At 63.0% G+C, this 15,316-nt stretch carries 15 protein-coding genes; 5 read left to right on the top strand and 10 right to left on the bottom strand.

Annotated elements, in window-relative coordinates:
- The first annotated feature begins 3 nt into the window (after nucleotides 1–3).
- From paaD to paaZ, 4 genes are read left to right on the top strand one after another with little or no spacing between them, the layout of a single operon-like run.
- On the top strand, nucleotides 4–525 hold the full coding sequence (gene paaD / locus ACQY7U_RS25760) for a 1,2-phenylacetyl-CoA epoxidase subunit PaaD (protein ID WP_428651331.1): 522 nt from the start codon (nucleotides 4–6) through the stop codon (nucleotides 523–525).
- A 23-nt stretch (nucleotides 526–548) separates the two neighbouring features.
- Nucleotides 549–1,625 carry a 1,2-phenylacetyl-CoA epoxidase subunit PaaE gene (gene paaE, locus ACQY7U_RS25755; protein ID WP_428651329.1) on the top strand — a complete coding sequence of 359 codons (1,077 nt, stop codon included), beginning with the start codon at nucleotides 549–551 and terminating at the stop codon, nucleotides 1,623–1,625.
- Nucleotides 1,615–2,394: a Phenylacetic acid catabolic protein gene (locus ACQY7U_RS25750; protein ID WP_428651326.1), complete on the top strand. Its 780-nt coding sequence runs from the start codon at nucleotides 1,615–1,617 to the stop codon at nucleotides 2,392–2,394. The genes paaE and ACQY7U_RS25750 overlap by 11 nt, the downstream gene beginning before the upstream one ends.
- A gap of 25 nt (nucleotides 2,395–2,419) precedes the next feature.
- Nucleotides 2,420–4,480 carry a phenylacetic acid degradation bifunctional protein PaaZ gene (paaZ, locus tag ACQY7U_RS25745; RefSeq protein ID WP_428651323.1) on the top strand — a complete coding sequence of 687 codons (2,061 nt, stop codon included), beginning with the start codon at nucleotides 2,420–2,422 and terminating at the stop codon, nucleotides 4,478–4,480.
- Between the two features lie 66 nt (nucleotides 4,481–4,546).
- On the opposite strand, the gene ACQY7U_RS25740 is transcribed toward paaZ, so the two are convergent.
- The 4 genes from ACQY7U_RS25740 to paaG form a co-directional block, all read right to left on the bottom strand.
- Nucleotides 4,547–5,146, bottom strand: a complete 600-nt coding sequence (locus tag ACQY7U_RS25740) for a TetR/AcrR family transcriptional regulator (RefSeq protein ID WP_428651320.1) — start codon at nucleotides 5,144–5,146, stop codon at nucleotides 4,547–4,549.
- 147 nt (nucleotides 5,147–5,293) lie between these two features.
- Nucleotides 5,294–6,604: a phenylacetate--CoA ligase PaaK gene (gene paaK / locus ACQY7U_RS25735; protein WP_428651317.1), complete on the bottom strand. Its 1,311-nt coding sequence runs from the start codon at nucleotides 6,602–6,604 to the stop codon at nucleotides 5,294–5,296.
- A gap of 23 nt (nucleotides 6,605–6,627) precedes the next feature.
- The gene (gene paaI, locus ACQY7U_RS25730) at nucleotides 6,628–7,086 is read right to left on the bottom strand and encodes a hydroxyphenylacetyl-CoA thioesterase PaaI (protein WP_428651314.1); all 459 of its coding nucleotides are present in this window, start codon (nucleotides 7,084–7,086) and stop codon (nucleotides 6,628–6,630) included.
- A 1-nt stretch (nucleotide 7,087) separates the two neighbouring features.
- A complete protein-coding gene (gene paaG, locus ACQY7U_RS25725) occupies nucleotides 7,088–7,882 on the bottom strand; it encodes a 2-(1,2-epoxy-1,2-dihydrophenyl)acetyl-CoA isomerase PaaG (RefSeq protein ID WP_428651312.1) in 795 nt (264 codons plus the stop codon).
- A 121-nt stretch (nucleotides 7,883–8,003) separates the two neighbouring features.
- Here paaG and paaN point away from each other — a divergent pair, with 121 nt between their 5' ends.
- On the top strand, nucleotides 8,004–9,653 hold the full coding sequence (gene paaN / locus ACQY7U_RS25720) for a phenylacetic acid degradation protein PaaN (protein ID WP_428651309.1): 1,650 nt from the start codon (nucleotides 8,004–8,006) through the stop codon (nucleotides 9,651–9,653).
- Between the two features lie 7 nt (nucleotides 9,654–9,660).
- On the opposite strand, the gene ACQY7U_RS25715 is transcribed toward paaN, so the two are convergent.
- From ACQY7U_RS25715 to ACQY7U_RS25690, 6 genes are all read right to left on the bottom strand, one after another.
- Nucleotides 9,661–9,903, bottom strand: coding sequence for a WGR domain-containing protein (locus ACQY7U_RS25715; protein ID WP_428651307.1), 243 nt, complete (start codon nucleotides 9,901–9,903; stop codon nucleotides 9,661–9,663).
- A gap of 154 nt (nucleotides 9,904–10,057) precedes the next feature.
- Entirely contained in the window at nucleotides 10,058–10,303 is a 246-nt protein-coding gene (locus ACQY7U_RS25710) for a MoaD/ThiS family protein (protein ID WP_428651305.1), read from the bottom strand.
- Between the two features lie 26 nt (nucleotides 10,304–10,329).
- Entirely contained in the window at nucleotides 10,330–12,579 is a 2,250-nt protein-coding gene (locus ACQY7U_RS25705) for a xanthine dehydrogenase family protein molybdopterin-binding subunit (RefSeq protein ID WP_428651303.1), read from the bottom strand.
- Nucleotides 12,579–13,058, bottom strand: a complete 480-nt coding sequence (locus ACQY7U_RS25700) for a (2Fe-2S)-binding protein (RefSeq protein ID WP_428651300.1) — start codon at nucleotides 13,056–13,058, stop codon at nucleotides 12,579–12,581. Before ACQY7U_RS25700 ends, ACQY7U_RS25705 begins: the two co-directional genes overlap by 1 nt.
- Nucleotides 13,059–13,922, bottom strand: coding sequence for an FAD binding domain-containing protein (locus ACQY7U_RS25695; RefSeq protein WP_428651297.1), 864 nt, complete (start codon nucleotides 13,920–13,922; stop codon nucleotides 13,059–13,061).
- A gap of 182 nt (nucleotides 13,923–14,104) precedes the next feature.
- Nucleotides 14,105–15,286 carry a M20 aminoacylase family protein gene (locus tag ACQY7U_RS25690; protein WP_428651295.1) on the bottom strand — a complete coding sequence of 394 codons (1,182 nt, stop codon included), beginning with the start codon at nucleotides 15,284–15,286 and terminating at the stop codon, nucleotides 14,105–14,107.
- Between the last annotated feature and the right edge of the window lie 30 nt (nucleotides 15,287–15,316).

The raw sequence follows: 15,316 nt of genomic DNA, 5'->3' as shown, positions 1-15,316 counted from the left end.
ACCATGTCCACAACCGTTCATCCGGCCATCCAGCAGGTCTGGGACTGGCTCCAGGAAGTTCCCGATCCCGAGATCCCGGTGGTCTCGGTCACGGAACTCGGGATCGTGCGGGAGGTCCGCTACGACGGCGACACACTCGTTGTTGCCGTCACACCGACCTATTCGGGATGCCCGGCGACCGCCATGATCGATCTGATGATCGAGGACAAGCTGCGCGAAAAGGGGATCGAAGACCTTCGCCTTGAACGCCGTCTGTCTCCGCCCTGGACCACCGACTGGGTCAGCGAGGCGGCGCGCGCGAAGCTCAAGGACTTCGGCATCGCCCCGCCGATCGACGGCACCGCGTCCGACGGCATGTCCGCCAAGGCCGCGCGGCTTTCCGGGCAGACCAACCTGACGGTCGCATGTCCGCGCTGCGGGTCCGCAAACACCGAGCGGATCAGCCAATACGGCTCGACGCCCTGCAAGGCCGCCTGGCGCTGCAAGGACTGTCTTGAACCCTTTGATTATTTCAAGTGCATCTGACACCCGGGAGGAGGGTTTCGCCCATGGCACGATTCCATACGCTTGAAGTGACCGACATCCGCCGTGATACGCGCGATGCGGTCGTGGTCACACTGAAGCCTGACGCAGCTGACGCGGACGCCTTCGACTTCATTCAAGGTCAGTATCTGACGTTCCGCCGCGACTTCGACGGCGAGGAGCTGCGCCGATCCTATTCGATCTGCGCGGGACGGGACGAGGGCTGCCTCAAGGTCGGCATCAAGCGGGTCGAAGGCGGAGCCTTTTCGACCTGGGCGAACGAAAACCTGAAGGTCGGAGATCGCCTGGAAGCCATGGCGCCGATGGGCCGGTTCTACACCGAACTGGAGCCTGGCAGGCCCAAGACCTACCTCGGCTTCGCCGGCGGCTCCGGCATCACGCCCGTGCTTTCCATCATCAAGACGGTGCTTGCGCGCGAACCGGAGAGCACATTCACGCTCATCTATGCCAACCGGCAGACCAACTCGATCATGTTCCGTGAGGAGCTGGAAGATCTGAAGAACCAGTATCTCGGCCGGTTCTCGCTGATCCATATCCTGGAAACCGAATCCCAGGACATCGAGCTCTTCACCGGCCGGATCGATGCGGAAAAGATGGAAACGCTGTTCCGTCTGTGGATCGATGCCGATGAGGTCGACACAGCCTTCATCTGCGGTCCGGAACCGATGATGCTGACCATCGCCGAGAGCCTGCGCAAACATGGCCTTTCCGACGACCAGATCCGCTTCGAGCTTTTTGCCTCCTCGCAGCCCGGCCGGGTCAAGGCCCGCACCGTATCCCGGGAAGCTGCCAGGGGCGCGGGTACCTGCGAAATTTCGGTGACCCTGGACGGCACCACCCGGAGCTTCCGGATGGAAAAGGACGGTACCTCCGTTCTGGACGCAGCGGTCGCCAACGCGATGGACGCTCCCTATTCCTGCAAGGCGGGGGTCTGTTCCACCTGCCGCGCGAAGGTGATCGAGGGCGAAGTGGAAATGGAAGTGAACCATGCGCTGGAGGATTACGAAGTCCGTGCCGGATACGTTCTCTCCTGCCAATGCCTCCCCGTCTCGGACAAGGTGGTGATCAGCTATGACGAATGAAGCAATCCTTCCGGAAGATGACACGATGTCCCTGTCCGACTATCTGGCCAAGGGCGGCAAACTGACTTCGCCGGACAATGTTCCGGCGCGCTACCGGGGCGAACTCCTGCGGCTGATGTCCTCCTTCGTGGACAGCGAACTGGCCGGATCGGCGGGCTTTGCCGACGCGATCAACTGGGCCCCCGGTCTGAAGGAACGCATAGCGGCCAGCCGGATCACGCTGGAAAAGGTGGATCACGCCGAACGCGTCCTCGACCTGATGAGCGACTTCGGCACAGACAAGGCGCTCTACAATCAGGCCCATGCCTGGTCGGCGCGCCAGCCGCGCGACACCCATGTCGACATGAAGAGGCAGGGCGGCGACATGCGCCTCTCCGTTTTTCATTACCCGCTGGAGAGCTGGACCGATGCAGTGGTCATGAACACGCTGATGGGGCTGGCAACCGTGCACCAGCTTCAGGAACAGGTTCTGACCTCCTATCAGCCGCTCGGCGAAGCCTTCCGCAAGATCCTGCCGCGTGAACAGCGCCACATGGAGCTGGGCCTTGAGGGTCTGGAACGCCTTGCGGGCGACGAGGCAACCAGGGCCGACGCGCAGGCGTCCGTGGAATACTGGATGCCGCGTGTGGCGGAGACCTTCGGACCCGCGCAGTCTCCCCGTTTCGAAAGACTGCGCCAGATGGGGCTGCGCCACACCGACAACGAGACACTGCGTGCTGCCTGGAAAGCCGATGCCGACGCACGGCTTGCCGAACTGAAGCTCGCTTGAGACCCAAGAAAAAGGACAGTCCGTAATGGCCACAGGGACGACCGCTCGCCGTCTGGAAAGTTATCTGGAGGGCGCCTGGCGCTCCGGCGAAGGAGAGGGCAGGCCGGTTCTGAACGCCGCGACCGGTGAAATCCACGCCCTGATCGGAACCGAGGGGCTGGATTTCCGGGCAGCTCTTGAATGGGGGCGGGCAACCGGCGGCCCGGCCCTGCGCGCCATGACCATTCATGAGCGCGCCCTGATGCTGAAGGCCGTCGGCCTGAAGCTGATGGAGCTGAAGGAAGAGTTCTATCTGGAAAACTTCGCGACCGGTGCGACACGCCGCGACGGCTGGGCCGATATCGATGGCGGCATCGGCACGCTGCTGACCTTCGCGTCCAAGGCCCGCCGCGAGCTGCCCAACACCCGCGTCCTGACCGAAGGGCCGGTCGAATCCCTTTCCCGCGACGGTTCCTTCGTCGGCCAGCACATTCTGACCCCGCTTCAGGGCGTCGCGGTTCACATCAACGCCTTCAATTTCCCGGTCTGGGGCATGCTGGAAAAGATCGCGCCGACGCTGATCGCGGGCATGCCCTGCATCGTCAAGCCGGCCTCCCAGACCGCTTACCTGACCGAACTGGTCGTCCGGCGGATTCTGGAAACCGGCCTCCTGCCGGAGGGCGCCCTGCAGATCGTGACCGGTTCTGCCGGTGATCTTCTGGACCATGTCAACGAACAGGACGTGGTGACCTTCACGGGCTCCGCCTCCACAGGCCAGATGCTGAAATCCAGCCCGGCGATCCTGAAGAATTCGGTCCGCTTCACGATGGAAGCCGACAGCCTCAATGCGTCCATCCTGGGCAGCGATGCGGCGCCGGGGACGGAGGAATTCGATCTTTTCGTGAAGGAAGCCGCCCGCGAGATGACGGTCAAGGCGGGGCAGAAATGCACCGCGATCCGCCGCGTGATCGTCCCGAAGACACATGAAGAAGCTGTGGTCGAGGCGCTTTCCGCGCGCCTCAGGGCAACCCCCATCGGCCTGCCGGACGACGACGCGGCCCGAATGGGAACGCTGGTCTCGCTGAAGGACCGCGAGGACGTCAAGGCGAAGGTGGCCCAACTGGCCGGCGAAGCGGAAATCGTCTCCGGTTCCGTCGACGATGTTTCCCTGGTGTCGGGCGATGCCGGCAAGGGCGCTTTCATGGCACCGGTTCTCCTGCGCTGCGACAAGCCTTTCGCGGCCGAAGCCGTGCATTCCGTCGAGGCCTTCGGCCCTGTGGCAACCGTCATGGCCTATGAGGACGCCGGGGAAGCAGTGGCGTTGGCGCGCAAGGGCCGCGGCTCCCTGGTCTCTTCGCTCTTCACCAACGACAGCAAGGTTGCGCAGGAGGTCGTGACCGGCCTTGCAGCCTTCCATGGGCGTGTTCTGATCGGCAACCGCGGTTCGGCGAAAAGCTCGACCGGCCACGGCTCGCCGCTGGCACCACTGGTTCACGGCGGTCCCGGCCGCGCCGGCGGCGGTGAGGAAATGGGCGGCATGCGGGGTGTGAAACACTTCATGCAGCGCACCGCCATTCAGGGAACGCCGGAACTTCTGTCGGCGGTCACCGGACAGTGGATCGAAGGCGCTCCGGTACGATCAGATATTCACCCATTCCGAAAGTCGCTGGCCGAGCTGAAGATCGGTGACCAGATCGTCACAAGCGCCCGCGAAGTGACACAGGAAGACGTCGAACATTTCGCCGAATTCACCGGCGATACTTTCTATGCCCATATGGACAGTGCGGCTGCCAAGGCCAATCCGTTCTTCGACGACCGCGTGGCGCACGGCTACCTGATCGCCTCCTTCGCGGCGGGTCTGTTCGTCGATCCGGAGCCGGGGCCCGTTCTGGCCAACTACGGCGTCGACAATCTGCGTTTCCTGACGCCGGTTTATTTCGGCGACACCTTGCAGGTCCGGCTGACCTGCAAGGAGATCAACCCGCGCGAAAACGCCGGGCACGGCGAAGTGCGCTGGGATTGTCAGGTGACCAACCAGAAGGGCGAGGTCGTCGCGCAATACGACGTCCTGACCATGGTGGCCAAGACCTGGCCGCCGGAGGCTTGACGCAGGGGCCGTCAATTCAAATGAAGGATTGCCGGTTGTCTGCCAAGCAGGTGACCGGCGATTGCCTTATCGAACGGCCTTGACGCCTTCCAGGATCAGCGTTGTTGCCACGTTGGCATAGTCCTCACGCGTGATCGGGCCGCCGTCCTTGAACCACATGTAGACCCAATTCATCATGCCGAAGAGCGACATGGTGACGGGCATCAGCAGCGGCCTGTCGGGATTTGTCAGTTCCGGATGCAGATCCTTCAGCGCGTTGGAAAAGTGACTAACGATCCGGCGCTCTATGGCAACGATCTCTTTCTTCTGCTCGTCGGAAAGCGCGGGGCCCGCGTTCAGCTGGACCTTGTGCTGGTCGTCCGCACCCCGATAGGCGTCCAGCACCGTCATGACCAGCTTCTGCAGACGTTCCTTGGCAGGCAGCGCGGGATCGTCCGCCTTCTCCAGCGCTTCGTCCAGGATCGCCAGATGCGAGTGAATGATTGCGAAGATCAGGGCGCCCTTGGAGGGATAATAATGGTAGAGCAGGGATTTGGAGACGCCCGCTTCCTGGGCGATCTGGGCCATGGAAGCCTTTTCCATGCCTTGCGTGGCAAAGACATTGGCTGCCGTCAGCAGCAGTCCGTGCTGTTTTTCTTCAAAATCACTGGCGCGGGTTCTCGCCATGCGCTTGAACTCCTTGTTTTGGCCAGGAAACGCAAGTTGCGCCACTCTTAGCCCGATCCGGGGTAATTGACTAGCCGGTCAGTCAATAAATGACCGACCGGCGGTGCTGCAAAAAACCCTGCGGTTCAGAGCGGCGTTCCTTTGCCCTTATTCCTTCGGACGGTTGTCGACAACGCGCTTCGCCTTGCCTTCCGAGCGCGCAAGGCTGTCCGGCTCATGCACCTCGACCTTTGTGGAGATTCCGATCGTCGACTTGATGTGATGCACCAGTTCCTTCATCGAAGCGGCGCGGGCTTCACCGCTGCTGCGGTCCGGTGTGGCTTCGGTGTGAACGATCATCGCATCCATGCGGCCGCTGCGGACCAGCTCGATCTGGAAATGGGCCGTCAGGCCGGCGCATTTGAAGATCTGTTCCTCGATCTGAGTCGGAAAGACGTTGACGCCGCGCAGGATGATCATGTCGTCGCTGCGTCCGGTGATCTTCTCGATCCGGCGCATGCTGCGCGCCGTGCCCGGCAGGATCCGGGTCAGGTCGCGGGTCCGGTAGCGGACCATCGGCAGGCCTTCCTTGGTCAGCGTGGTAAAGACCAGCTCTCCCATTTCGCCGTCGGGAAGAACTTCTTCCGTCACCGGATCGATGATCTCCGGATAGAAGTGATCCTCCCAGACGTGGAGGCCGTCCTTCGTTTCCACGCATTCCTGCGCCACGCCGGGGCCCATGACTTCGGACAGGCCGTAAATGTCGACCGCATGCATGTCGAAGGCCTCTTCGATTTCCTCACGCATCGCATTGGTCCAGGGCTCGGCACCGAAGATACCGACCTTCAGCGAGCTTTGCCGCGCATCGAGACCCCGGCGGCGGTATTCATCCAGGATCGACAGCATGTAGGACGGCGTCACCATGATCACGTCCGGGCGGAAATCCTCGATCAGGGTTACCTGGCGTTCCGTCATACCGCCGGAAATCGGCACGACCGTGCAGCCGAGCCGTTCCGCGCCATAGTGGGCGCCGAGCCCCCCGGTGAAGAGGCCGTAGCCATAGGCATTGTGTAGAATATTGCCCTTGCGGCCGCCGGCGGCGCGGATGGAACGGGCGATCAGATCAGACCAGTTGTCGATGTCTTTTGCCGTATAGCCGACCACAGTCGGCTTGCCGGTGGTGCCGGAAGACCCGTGAATGCGGACGAGGTTTTCCCTGGGCGTGGCGAACATTCCAAACGGGTAGGTGTCGCGCAGATCCTGCTTCACGGTGAAGGGAAACTTCGCAATGTCGGCAAGCGACTTGAAGTCGCCCGGATGCGCACCATGCTCGTCGAAACGCTTCCTGAAGAACGGCGAGTTCTCATAGGCGTGCGCGAGCGTCCAGGTCAGGCGCTGCTGCTGCAGAGCGGAAATCTCGTCGCGGCTTGCGATTTCGATGGGGTCGAGACTGTCACGCTCTGGGGTCAGGTCGATCATTTCAGGTCCTCCCTGGGCGTGGTTCACGCCGTTTCGGTATCTGTTGGAAGAAAAGTGCGGTTGATGGTGCGGGAATGGCCGCGAAACTCCGCAAGCACGGTTCCGTCCTCCCGTGTCACCCGAACATCGTAGATGCCGGACCGGCCCTTGCGGGACACCTCACGGGCTTCGGCCGTCAACACGTCCCCGAGGCTTCCGGGCGCGATATAGGTGATCGAGCAATGCTGGGCGACGGTCACCTGATTGTAGGTGTTGCAGGCGAAGGCGAAGGCGCTGTCCGCCAGGGCGAACATATAGCCGCCGTGAAGATTGCCGTGACCATTGGTCATGCTTTCCGTGACCGTCATCGACAGCACCGCGTTGCCGGGCCGCACCTCGAGCAGTTTCATGCCCAGGTCCCGGGAAGCCCTGTCGTCAGCCCACATCAGTTCGGCGCAGGTTTCCGCCAGCATTTGCGGCGTCATTTCAGAGATCTGCGTCATGTCATTCCCCCCGGAAGACGGCCGGACGTTTTTCCAGGAACGCCGTGACGCCTTCCGCATAGTCGTCGGTTCTGCCCGCCGTGCGCTGACAATCCCGCTCCATGTCGAGCTGGGCGTCGAGATCCTGTGTCGCCGCGGCCTGAATGAGGCGTTTGGTCAGGCCGAGGCCGACCGTCGGCCCGCCCGCCAGCCTTTCGGCAATGGAGGTTGCTTCAGCGAGAAGAGCCTCGTCATCAACCGCCTTCCAGATCAGCCCCCAGTCGGCTGCCTGCCCGGCCATCAGCGGTTCGGCCAGAAGTGTCAGGGCTTTCGCCCGCGGTTCTCCCAGAATGCGGGTCAGGGACCAGCTGCCGCCGGCATCCGGGATGAGACCGATTTTGGAAAAGGCCTGAATGAACTTTGCCGAGCGGGCCGCCAGAACAATGTCGCAGGCAAAGGCAATGTTGGCACCCGCGCCCGCCGCCACGCCGTTCACCGCGCAGACGACCGGCTTCTCGAGGCTGCGAATAAGGCGCAGGGTCGGATTGTAGAACGTCTCCAGCGTGTGGCCGAGGTCCGGCTTCGGGCCACCTTTTCGCGGGTCCCTGTCGCCGAGATCCTGCCCGGCGCAGAAGCCGCGGCCCGCCCCGGTCAACAGGACCGCCCGCACCGCCTTGTCCGCATGGGCCCGCTCGAATTCGGCGCGTAGAGCCAGGTGCATGTCTTCGTTGAAGGAATTGAGTTTGTCCGGCCGATTGAGCGTCAATTTCAGGACGCCATTGTCCAAACCCGATAGTACGGTTTGATCTTTCGTCATTTCCATCCTCCTGGCACCTGTTCGCCAAAGTGCTCCCAAAACAAATTGTTGCATAAACCGTCCGGTCGGTCAATTATAAGAAACAAGCCGGACCCGAAGTATATGTGAGGCAGGAGGACTTATGTCGCAGCTTTTTGACCGCCATCACGCGTTGCTCTCCGAGGCACTGGGCGCGATGAAAACCCGCGAATTCTGGACGCCGTTTCCGGAGGTTCCCTCCGGCCGGTTCTACGGCGAAACCGCGCGCCAGGACGGCGAAGCAGCGTTCAAGGCCCTCATCGGAAAACCGTTCGAAATTGCAGATCATCCGCAGGAAACCAGCGTTGGCAAGGAGGACTCTCCCTGGGGGCTGCCTTTGGATCTGACCTATCCGGCGGCCACGCCAAAGACCCTGATCGAAGCCTCCGAAAAGGCATTCGTGGCCTGGTCGGAAACTTCTGTCGAGACCCGCGTCGGTGTTTTGCTGGAAACACTCGTCCGGCTGAACAGGATGAGCTTCCTGATCGGGTATGCGACCGTCCACACGACCGGGCAGGCCTTTCCCATGGCCTTTCAGGCAGGCGGGCCGCATGCGCAGGACCGGGGTCTGGAAGCCGTGGCTGCCGCCTATGGCGAAATGACCGCCACGGCCCGCGACGCCATCTGGACAAAACCGCAGGGCAAACAGGCGCCGCTTGTTCTGGAAAAACACTGGCAGATCGTTCCGCGCGGTATCGCGCTCACCATCGGATGCAACACCTTTCCGACCTGGAACGGGTATCCGGGCCTGTTTGCCAGTCTTGCAACCGGAAACACGGTCATCGTAAAGCCGCACCCGATGGCCATCCTGCCCCTGGCGATCACGGTCAAGGTGCTGCGCGAAGTGCTCGCGGAAGAGAACCTGCCCGCCGATACCATTCTTCTGGCGGCAGACGAACCGGATATTCCGGTCACCAAGGAACTGGTAACAGCGCCCGAAGTCCGGATCATCGACTACACCGGCTCCTCAGCCTTCGGCAGCTGGATCCGGGCTAATGCCGGGGAGGCGTTCGTCTTTGCCGAGGAAACAGGCGTGAATTCGGTCGTCGTCACCGGCACGGACAGCTTCAGGGCCATGTGCGCCAACCTGGCCTTTTCGGTGTCTCTCTATTCGGGCCAGATGTGCACCTCGCCGCAGAACATCTATGTGCCGAAGGACGGCATCGGCACGGATGAGGGCCACAAGTCCTTCGATGAGGTGATCGAAGGGCTGTCTGCGGCCATCGACGAATTGCTTGCCGACCCGAAACAGGCGTCCGGCGTGTGCGGCACCATCGTCAACCCGGCGAGCCTCGCGCGGCTGGAGGAGGCTAGAGCTGCTGGCCGCGTCCTGCGCGACAGCACGCAAACAGGGACCGGGCGGTCCGCGACACCTTTGATCGTTGCGGTGACGGAAGACGATCAGACCCACAGGCAGGAATGCTTCGGCCCGGTTGTCTTTGCCATACCCTCAGCATCGGCCGAAGACGCGATTGCGCAGGCTTCCGGCATCGCCAAAGAGAAGGGTGCCATCACCGCAGCGCTCTACGCGACAGATCCGGCCCTCATCGCCCAGGCAGGCAAGGCCTTTGCCCGGGCAGGCGTCAATCTGTCGGTCAATCTGACCGGCAATATTTACGTCAACCAGTCGGCGGCTTTCTCCGATTTTCACGTCACAGGAGCCAACCCGGCGGGCAATGCCAGCCTGACCGACGCGGCCTTCGTCGCACCGCGCTTCCGGCGCGTCATGATCCGTTGGCAGCAAACCGCGTGAAACCGAGCTAGCTCAAGGCGTAGCCGCGCCTGAGTTTCCGGGTTGTCAGCTTCCGCTTGTGTTCATTCGCGGCATTCACCTCCGCGAAAACATCCAGGCGCGACTGGCCGAAGGTTCCAAGGCGACCCCAGGCGCGGCGAACTGCATAGTCGCCGAACAGGGTCGGCTCGATCGACAGGGAATAGAAGCGGGCCATGTTCCGGCTCGGGTCGAGGCGCGTGAGGAGAATGAAGTCCGGTGCCGTGTCCATGCCCGCAGTTTGCCTGTGCACAGCAGGCCCCGTCCAATGACGATTTTGAATCGAACGCTGCCGAGCGATTCAGGAACAAGATGATTTGAACCCTTGAAGGTCAACATCCGAAGGCGCCCGAAAGAGCGCCTTCGGATGTGTCCGTATTCAGAGCCTACCCACCTTTCATCTGCTGCAGCAGATGAACTTCGCTGTCCGGTGCGATTTTCAGGTGGTGGCCGCCGGTGACGATTTCACCGTCGATTGCGATGGAGACTCCGGCCTCAATCGCGGGCTCAAGACCCGGATGCGCTTTAACAAGCGCATCCAGCATTTGGCCGATGGTCGCGGCTTCGACGGAAATCACCGTCTCACCGCCCGCGAAACGCGTAAGTCCGGACCACAGATTGACCTTGACCATTGCCGTTCCTTTCAGCGGTTCCCCGCTTAAGAGTTGCCGACCGTTTTCATCGCGGCCAGTACCTTGGGCGGCGACATCGGCAGATGGCGCAGTCGCGCGCCGGTTGCTGCATGGATCGCGTTCGCAATCGCCGGAAGCGGCGGTGTGATCCCCGTCTCGCCGACGCCGCGCACACCATAGGGGTGCCCCGGGTTAGGAACTTCCACGATGACCGTGTCGATCATGGGCAGGTCGGATGCCACGGGAATGCGGTAATCAAGGAAGATCGGGTTCTGCAACCGTCCGTCCTCTCCATAGACGTATTCCTCGTTGAGCGCCCAGCCGATGCCCTGAACGGCACCGCCCTGATACTGCCCCTCCACGTAGGACGGATGGATCGCCCGGCCGGCATCCTGCACCACGAGATAGCGCAGGATGGTGACGCGGCCGGTTTCCGGATCGACCTCGACATCCACCGCATGGGTGCCGAAGCTGGCGCCGACGCCGCCGGGCACCGACTCGTGGTGGCCCGAGATCGGCCCGCCCGTCGACCCCATGTTCGCGGCGATCTCCTTGATCGACATCGGCTCGAACTCGCCGGCATTCGGTCCGGCGGGACAGGCCGCCCCGTCGATCCATTCAACCGCGTCGGGCTCGATGCCCCATTTGTTGGCCGCCCGCTTGCACATCTCCTTGATGGCCTGGCCGGCCGCTTCCACGGCCGCCTTGCCGCTGGCGAAGGTGGCGCGGCTGCCATGGGTCGGTTCGTTGACGCCAAGCGCACCGGTTTCCACGACGTTGACGCGGACATCCTCATAAGCGATGCCGAGCGTCTCCGCCGTCATCAGCGCAATCGAAGCCCGCAGGCCGCCAATATCAGGCGTTCCGATGGAAACCTGCGCGGTTCCGTCCTCGGAGATGGCCATGGAAACGGAGGTCTCGCCGCCATGGTTGAACCAGTAGCCGGTCGCAATGCCACGGCCCTGATTGGGGCCAAGGGGTGCGGCAAGGTTCGGATGCGCCTTGGTCGCCTCCAGAACTTCCACCAGCCCGATGCTGCCGAACTTCGGACCATAGCTCGACGTGTCGCCTTCCCGCACGGCGTTCTTCAGGCGAACATCCAGCGGATCGAGACCCAGGTCCCGGCACATCTCGTCGACGAGACTTTCGGCCGCAAATGCCCCATTCGGCGAACCCGGCGCCCGGTAGGCCGCGCATTTCGGCCGGTTGGCCAGCACGTCATATCCGACCGCCTTGAGGGCCGGCAGCTTGTAGGCGGCGAAGGCGCAATAGAGCGCCATGTCGACCGGCGCGCCGGGGAATGCGCCACCCTGCATGCGGAAGTCCATCTCGGCGGCGGTGATCGTGCCGTCCTTCTTCATGCCGATCTTGACGTCCATGGAGGCGGAGGCCGTGGGGCCCGTGGCCCGCAGCACCTCGGCGCGGCTCATTACCAGCTTGACCGGGCGCCCGCCCGCCTTGCGGGAGAGCGCCAGCGCCAGCGGTTCCATGAAGATCGTCGTCTTGCCGCCGAAGCCGCCGCCGATCTCGGACGGCGTTACGCGCAATTGCGCGGTTTCGAGACCGAGCACGGCCGTGCACATGCGGCGGATGTACCAGTGACCCTGGGTGCAGACCCACATCTCGCCCTTGCCGTCCTCTCCAAGCTGGCCAAGGCAGGCATGCGGTTCGATATAGCCCTGGTGGGTGGCCTCGGTCTTGTAGGTCTTCTCCATGACGAGATCGGCTTCGCCAAATCCGGCCTCCGTATCGCCGTGGCCGAATTCGAAGTAGCGGACCACGTTGGGCGGCGAGCCTTCGGGCACCGAATAGTCCGCGGCACCCGGGCGGATCGCCACCGCGTCCGGCTTGATCGCCTCGTCCACGTCGATGACGTGGGGAAGTATCTCGTAGTCCACCTCGATCAGCCTTGCCGCATCCTGCGCGACAAGCGCCGAGGTCGCCGCGACCGCCGCCACCGCATGGCCGTCATAGAGGGCGACGTCTCCGGCGATGGTGTTTTCCTGGAGGTCCCAGTCCTCGCCGGTCAGCCCGGTGGGGAAGTCGGCGCGGGTCACGATCGCCTTGACGCCCTCCAGTGCCTCGGCCTTCGAGGTATCGATCTTCCTGATCCGCGCATGGGCGTGGGGCGAGCGCACCACTGCGGCATGCAGCATGTTGGGGGCTGAGATATCCGCGCCGTAGCGCGCCCGGCCAGTGACCTTGTCGAGACCGTCCGGACGGTCCGGGCGCGTGCCGACGAGCTTGAATTCGCTGATGTTGTCCATCTTGTTCATCAGGCCGCTCCTCTCATCTCTGCTGCGGCATCCATGACCGCGCGCACGATCTTGTCATATCCCGTGCACCGGCAGAGATTTCCGGCCAGCCAGTAGCGCACTTCGCTCTCCGTCGGATTGTCGTTCTGTTCCAGCAAGGCCTTGGCCGCGACTAGAAAGCCCGGCGTGCAGAAGCCGCACTGGAGGGCGGCATGTTCGATGAACTTTCTCTGCAGCGGATGAAGCTTACCGCCGTCCGCCATGCCTTCGATGGTCCCGATCGATTTGCCTTCCGCTTCGACGCCGAGCACCAGGCAGGAGCTGACCAGCGTGCCGTCGAGCGTCACCGAACAGGCACCGCAATCGCCCGTGCCGCAGCCTTCCTTGGAACCGGTCAGGCCGAGGTGGTCGCGCAGGCAGTCGAGCAGCGTCTCGCGCGGATCGGCCAGGAATTCGACCCTTTCGCCGTTGACCGTTGTTGTCACATGTACCTTGCTCATTTACTCGGTTCCTTTCGCCCGCTGGTACGCAACGAGCGCCACGCGCTTCGCCAACACGCCGGCCACTTCCGTCCTGAATTCCACCGTCCCGCGCTTGTCCGAAATCGGTCTGCAGGCGGCGCTGGCTGCCTTCGCGAGCGCTGCAAGCGCTGCGTCGTCAAGGTTTGTACCGATGATCGCATCCGCCGCTTCGGGCACCAGAATGACCGTGGGGGCCACGGCTCCCAGTGCCACGCGGGCCTCGCTGACCGTGTCGCCATCAAGGCGAAGGCTCACCGCGCAGCCGACCACGGCAATGTCCATCTCCGTGCGGGGAATGAAGCGCTGGTAGGCGTCGCCGCCGTTGTCGCCGCGCGGCGGAACGATGATCGCCGAGATCACTTCACCGGGCTTGAGGCGGGTCTTCCCGGGTCCGGCCGGCACTTCTTCCACGGCAAGTTCGTATGTGCCGTCGAGACCGGTGACTTCCACGCGGACACCTGCGGCCACAAGAGCGGGCACACCGTCGGCTGCCGGAGATCCGTTGCACAGGTTCCCTGTCAGCGTTGCCCGGCCCTGAACCTGGGTGGAGCCGACCAGTTCCATGCCCTCGACAATGCCGGGCCAGTCCTTGCCGAATTGCTCATGGGCGCCGAGAACCGCGCCGGAGACCGCAATCCCGATCCGCCAGCCGCCGTCCTGGGTGCGCGTGATGTCATTTACGCCCGGGATCTTCTTCAGGTCGATGAGATCGTCGGGCAAGACCAGCCCCGAGCGCATCTGCACCAGGACATCCGTCCCGCCCGCCAGAAACCGGGTTACGCCACTCGCCGAAGCAGCGGTCCGCGCCGCATCCTCGAACGAGGTTGGACTGTGATACTGCATCTTGTCTCCCTTGATATTGCGAATGAGAGCCCTTTGAACCGCTCTCAAAATGTTTGTTTCCCGCAATCCGTCACGCAGGGCGAATCTCGTCCCGATGGACTGTCCGAAACTTCGTGACGGTTGAAAAGGCCTTCACGGCAATTTGCCGGACGGTTTCCTTCACATGCACAAATTCGTTCTCTTTACGCCGCGGACCTCACGCTGTTCCTGGTGAGGGCCCGGCGGGCCACCTCGACCCAATACTGGACACCGAGCGTGAGCACGTCGTCATTGAAATCGTAGTTCGGGCTGTGAAGGTTCTTGCCGTTCTCGACGCTGCCGTTGCCGATCCAGATATAGGACCCCGGTTTTTTCTCCAGCATGAAGGCGAAATCCTCCCCGCCCATGCTCGCCGTCATGTCCTGCCGGACGGTATCCGCACCGGCGACGGCCTCGGCCGCGGTGCGGGCGATATCGGTTTCCGGTGCGGTGTTGATGGTTGCCGGATAACGGCGCTGGTATTCAAATTCCGCACGGGCTCCGAAGGTCTCGGCAACCAGGGCGGCGCGATGTGTCATTTCACGCTCCAGGAGGTCGCGCACCTCGGGGGTGAGCGAGCGCGCGGTGCCCCGGATCAGAACCGTGTCCGGGATGATGTTCCAGGTATCTCCCGCCCGAATCTGGGTGATGCTGATCACGGCGGCATCATTGGGACTGACGGTCCGGCTGACGATCGCCTGCCAGGCTGTCTGTATCTGCCCGGCGACCAGGATCGGATCGATTCCCTGATGGGGCATCGCGGCGTGGGCGCCCTTGCCGGTGATCTTGAGTTCGAAGGTATCGAAGGCTGCCATCATCGGGCCGCTGTGGACGGCGAATTCGCCAACCGGCAGGCCCGGCCAGTTGTGCATGCCGAACACAGTGTCGACCGGGAACCGCTCGAACAGACCGTCCTCGATCATCACCCGCGCGCCGCCCTCGTTCTCCTCGGCCGGCTGAAAGATGAAAACGACCGTGCCGCGAGGCGGGTTGGCCACCATGTGAAGGGCAGCGCCAAGCAGCATCGTCGTATGGCCGTCGTGTCCGCAGGCATGCATCTTGCCTGGCGTTCCGGAGGCATAGGGCAGACCGGTAGCTTCCATGATATCGAGCGCATCGATGTCTGCGCGCAGGCCGACCGAGGGTCCGTCGCCATTACGCAGGACCGCGACGACACCGGTCCGGCCGATGCCCTCGTGCACTTCCAGTCCGGCCGCGCGCAATTCCCGGGCCAGAAACGCCGCCGTGCGATGTTCCTCGAACGCCGTCTCGGGATGCGCATGAAGATCGTGGCGCCATTCCACGAGGCGGGGCTTCATCGCTTCGATTTCAGCGGCAATTTTCATCACAAATCTCCAGACAACACCACTCCGGCG

This window comes from Roseibium sp., assembly GCF_050301095.1.
Taxonomy (GTDB): Bacteria; Pseudomonadota; Alphaproteobacteria; order Rhizobiales; family Stappiaceae; genus Roseibium.
This window is presented reverse-complemented; position numbering and strand designations above follow the sequence as displayed.

What these genes read in the sequence shown, in the direction of transcription:
- paaD (WP_428651331.1), top strand. Translation starts at nt 4, where the DNA reads ATGTCCACAACCGTTCATCCGGCCATCCAGCAGGTCTGGGACTGGCTC.
- paaE (WP_428651329.1), top strand. Translation starts at nt 549, where the DNA reads ATGGCACGATTCCATACGCTTGAAGTGACCGACATCCGCCGTGATACG.
- ACQY7U_RS25750 (WP_428651326.1), top strand. Translation starts at nt 1,615, where the DNA reads ATGACGAATGAAGCAATCCTTCCGGAAGATGACACGATGTCCCTGTCC.
- paaZ (WP_428651323.1), top strand. Translation starts at nt 2,420, where the DNA reads ATGGCCACAGGGACGACCGCTCGCCGTCTGGAAAGTTATCTGGAGGGC.
- ACQY7U_RS25740 (WP_428651320.1), bottom strand. Translation starts at nt 5,146, where the DNA reads ATGGCGAGAACCCGCGCCAGTGATTTTGAAGAAAAACAGCACGGACTG.
- paaK (WP_428651317.1), bottom strand. Translation starts at nt 6,604, where the DNA reads ATGATCGACCTGACCCCAGAGCGTGACAGTCTCGACCCCATCGAAATC.
- paaI (WP_428651314.1), bottom strand. Translation starts at nt 7,086, where the DNA reads ATGACGCAGATCTCTGAAATGACGCCGCAAATGCTGGCGGAAACCTGC.
- paaG (WP_428651312.1), bottom strand. Translation starts at nt 7,882, where the DNA reads ATGACGAAAGATCAAACCGTACTATCGGGTTTGGACAATGGCGTCCTG.
- paaN (WP_428651309.1), top strand. Translation starts at nt 8,004, where the DNA reads ATGTCGCAGCTTTTTGACCGCCATCACGCGTTGCTCTCCGAGGCACTG.
- ACQY7U_RS25715 (WP_428651307.1), bottom strand. Translation starts at nt 9,903, where the DNA reads ATGGACACGGCACCGGACTTCATTCTCCTCACGCGCCTCGACCCGAGC.
- ACQY7U_RS25710 (WP_428651305.1), bottom strand. Translation starts at nt 10,303, where the DNA reads ATGGTCAAGGTCAATCTGTGGTCCGGACTTACGCGTTTCGCGGGCGGT.
- ACQY7U_RS25705 (WP_428651303.1), bottom strand. Translation starts at nt 12,579, where the DNA reads ATGAACAAGATGGACAACATCAGCGAATTCAAGCTCGTCGGCACGCGC.
- ACQY7U_RS25700 (WP_428651300.1), bottom strand. Translation starts at nt 13,058, where the DNA reads ATGAGCAAGGTACATGTGACAACAACGGTCAACGGCGAAAGGGTCGAA.
- ACQY7U_RS25695 (WP_428651297.1), bottom strand. Translation starts at nt 13,922, where the DNA reads ATGCAGTATCACAGTCCAACCTCGTTCGAGGATGCGGCGCGGACCGCT.
- ACQY7U_RS25690 (WP_428651295.1), bottom strand. Translation starts at nt 15,286, where the DNA reads ATGAAAATTGCCGCTGAAATCGAAGCGATGAAGCCCCGCCTCGTGGAA.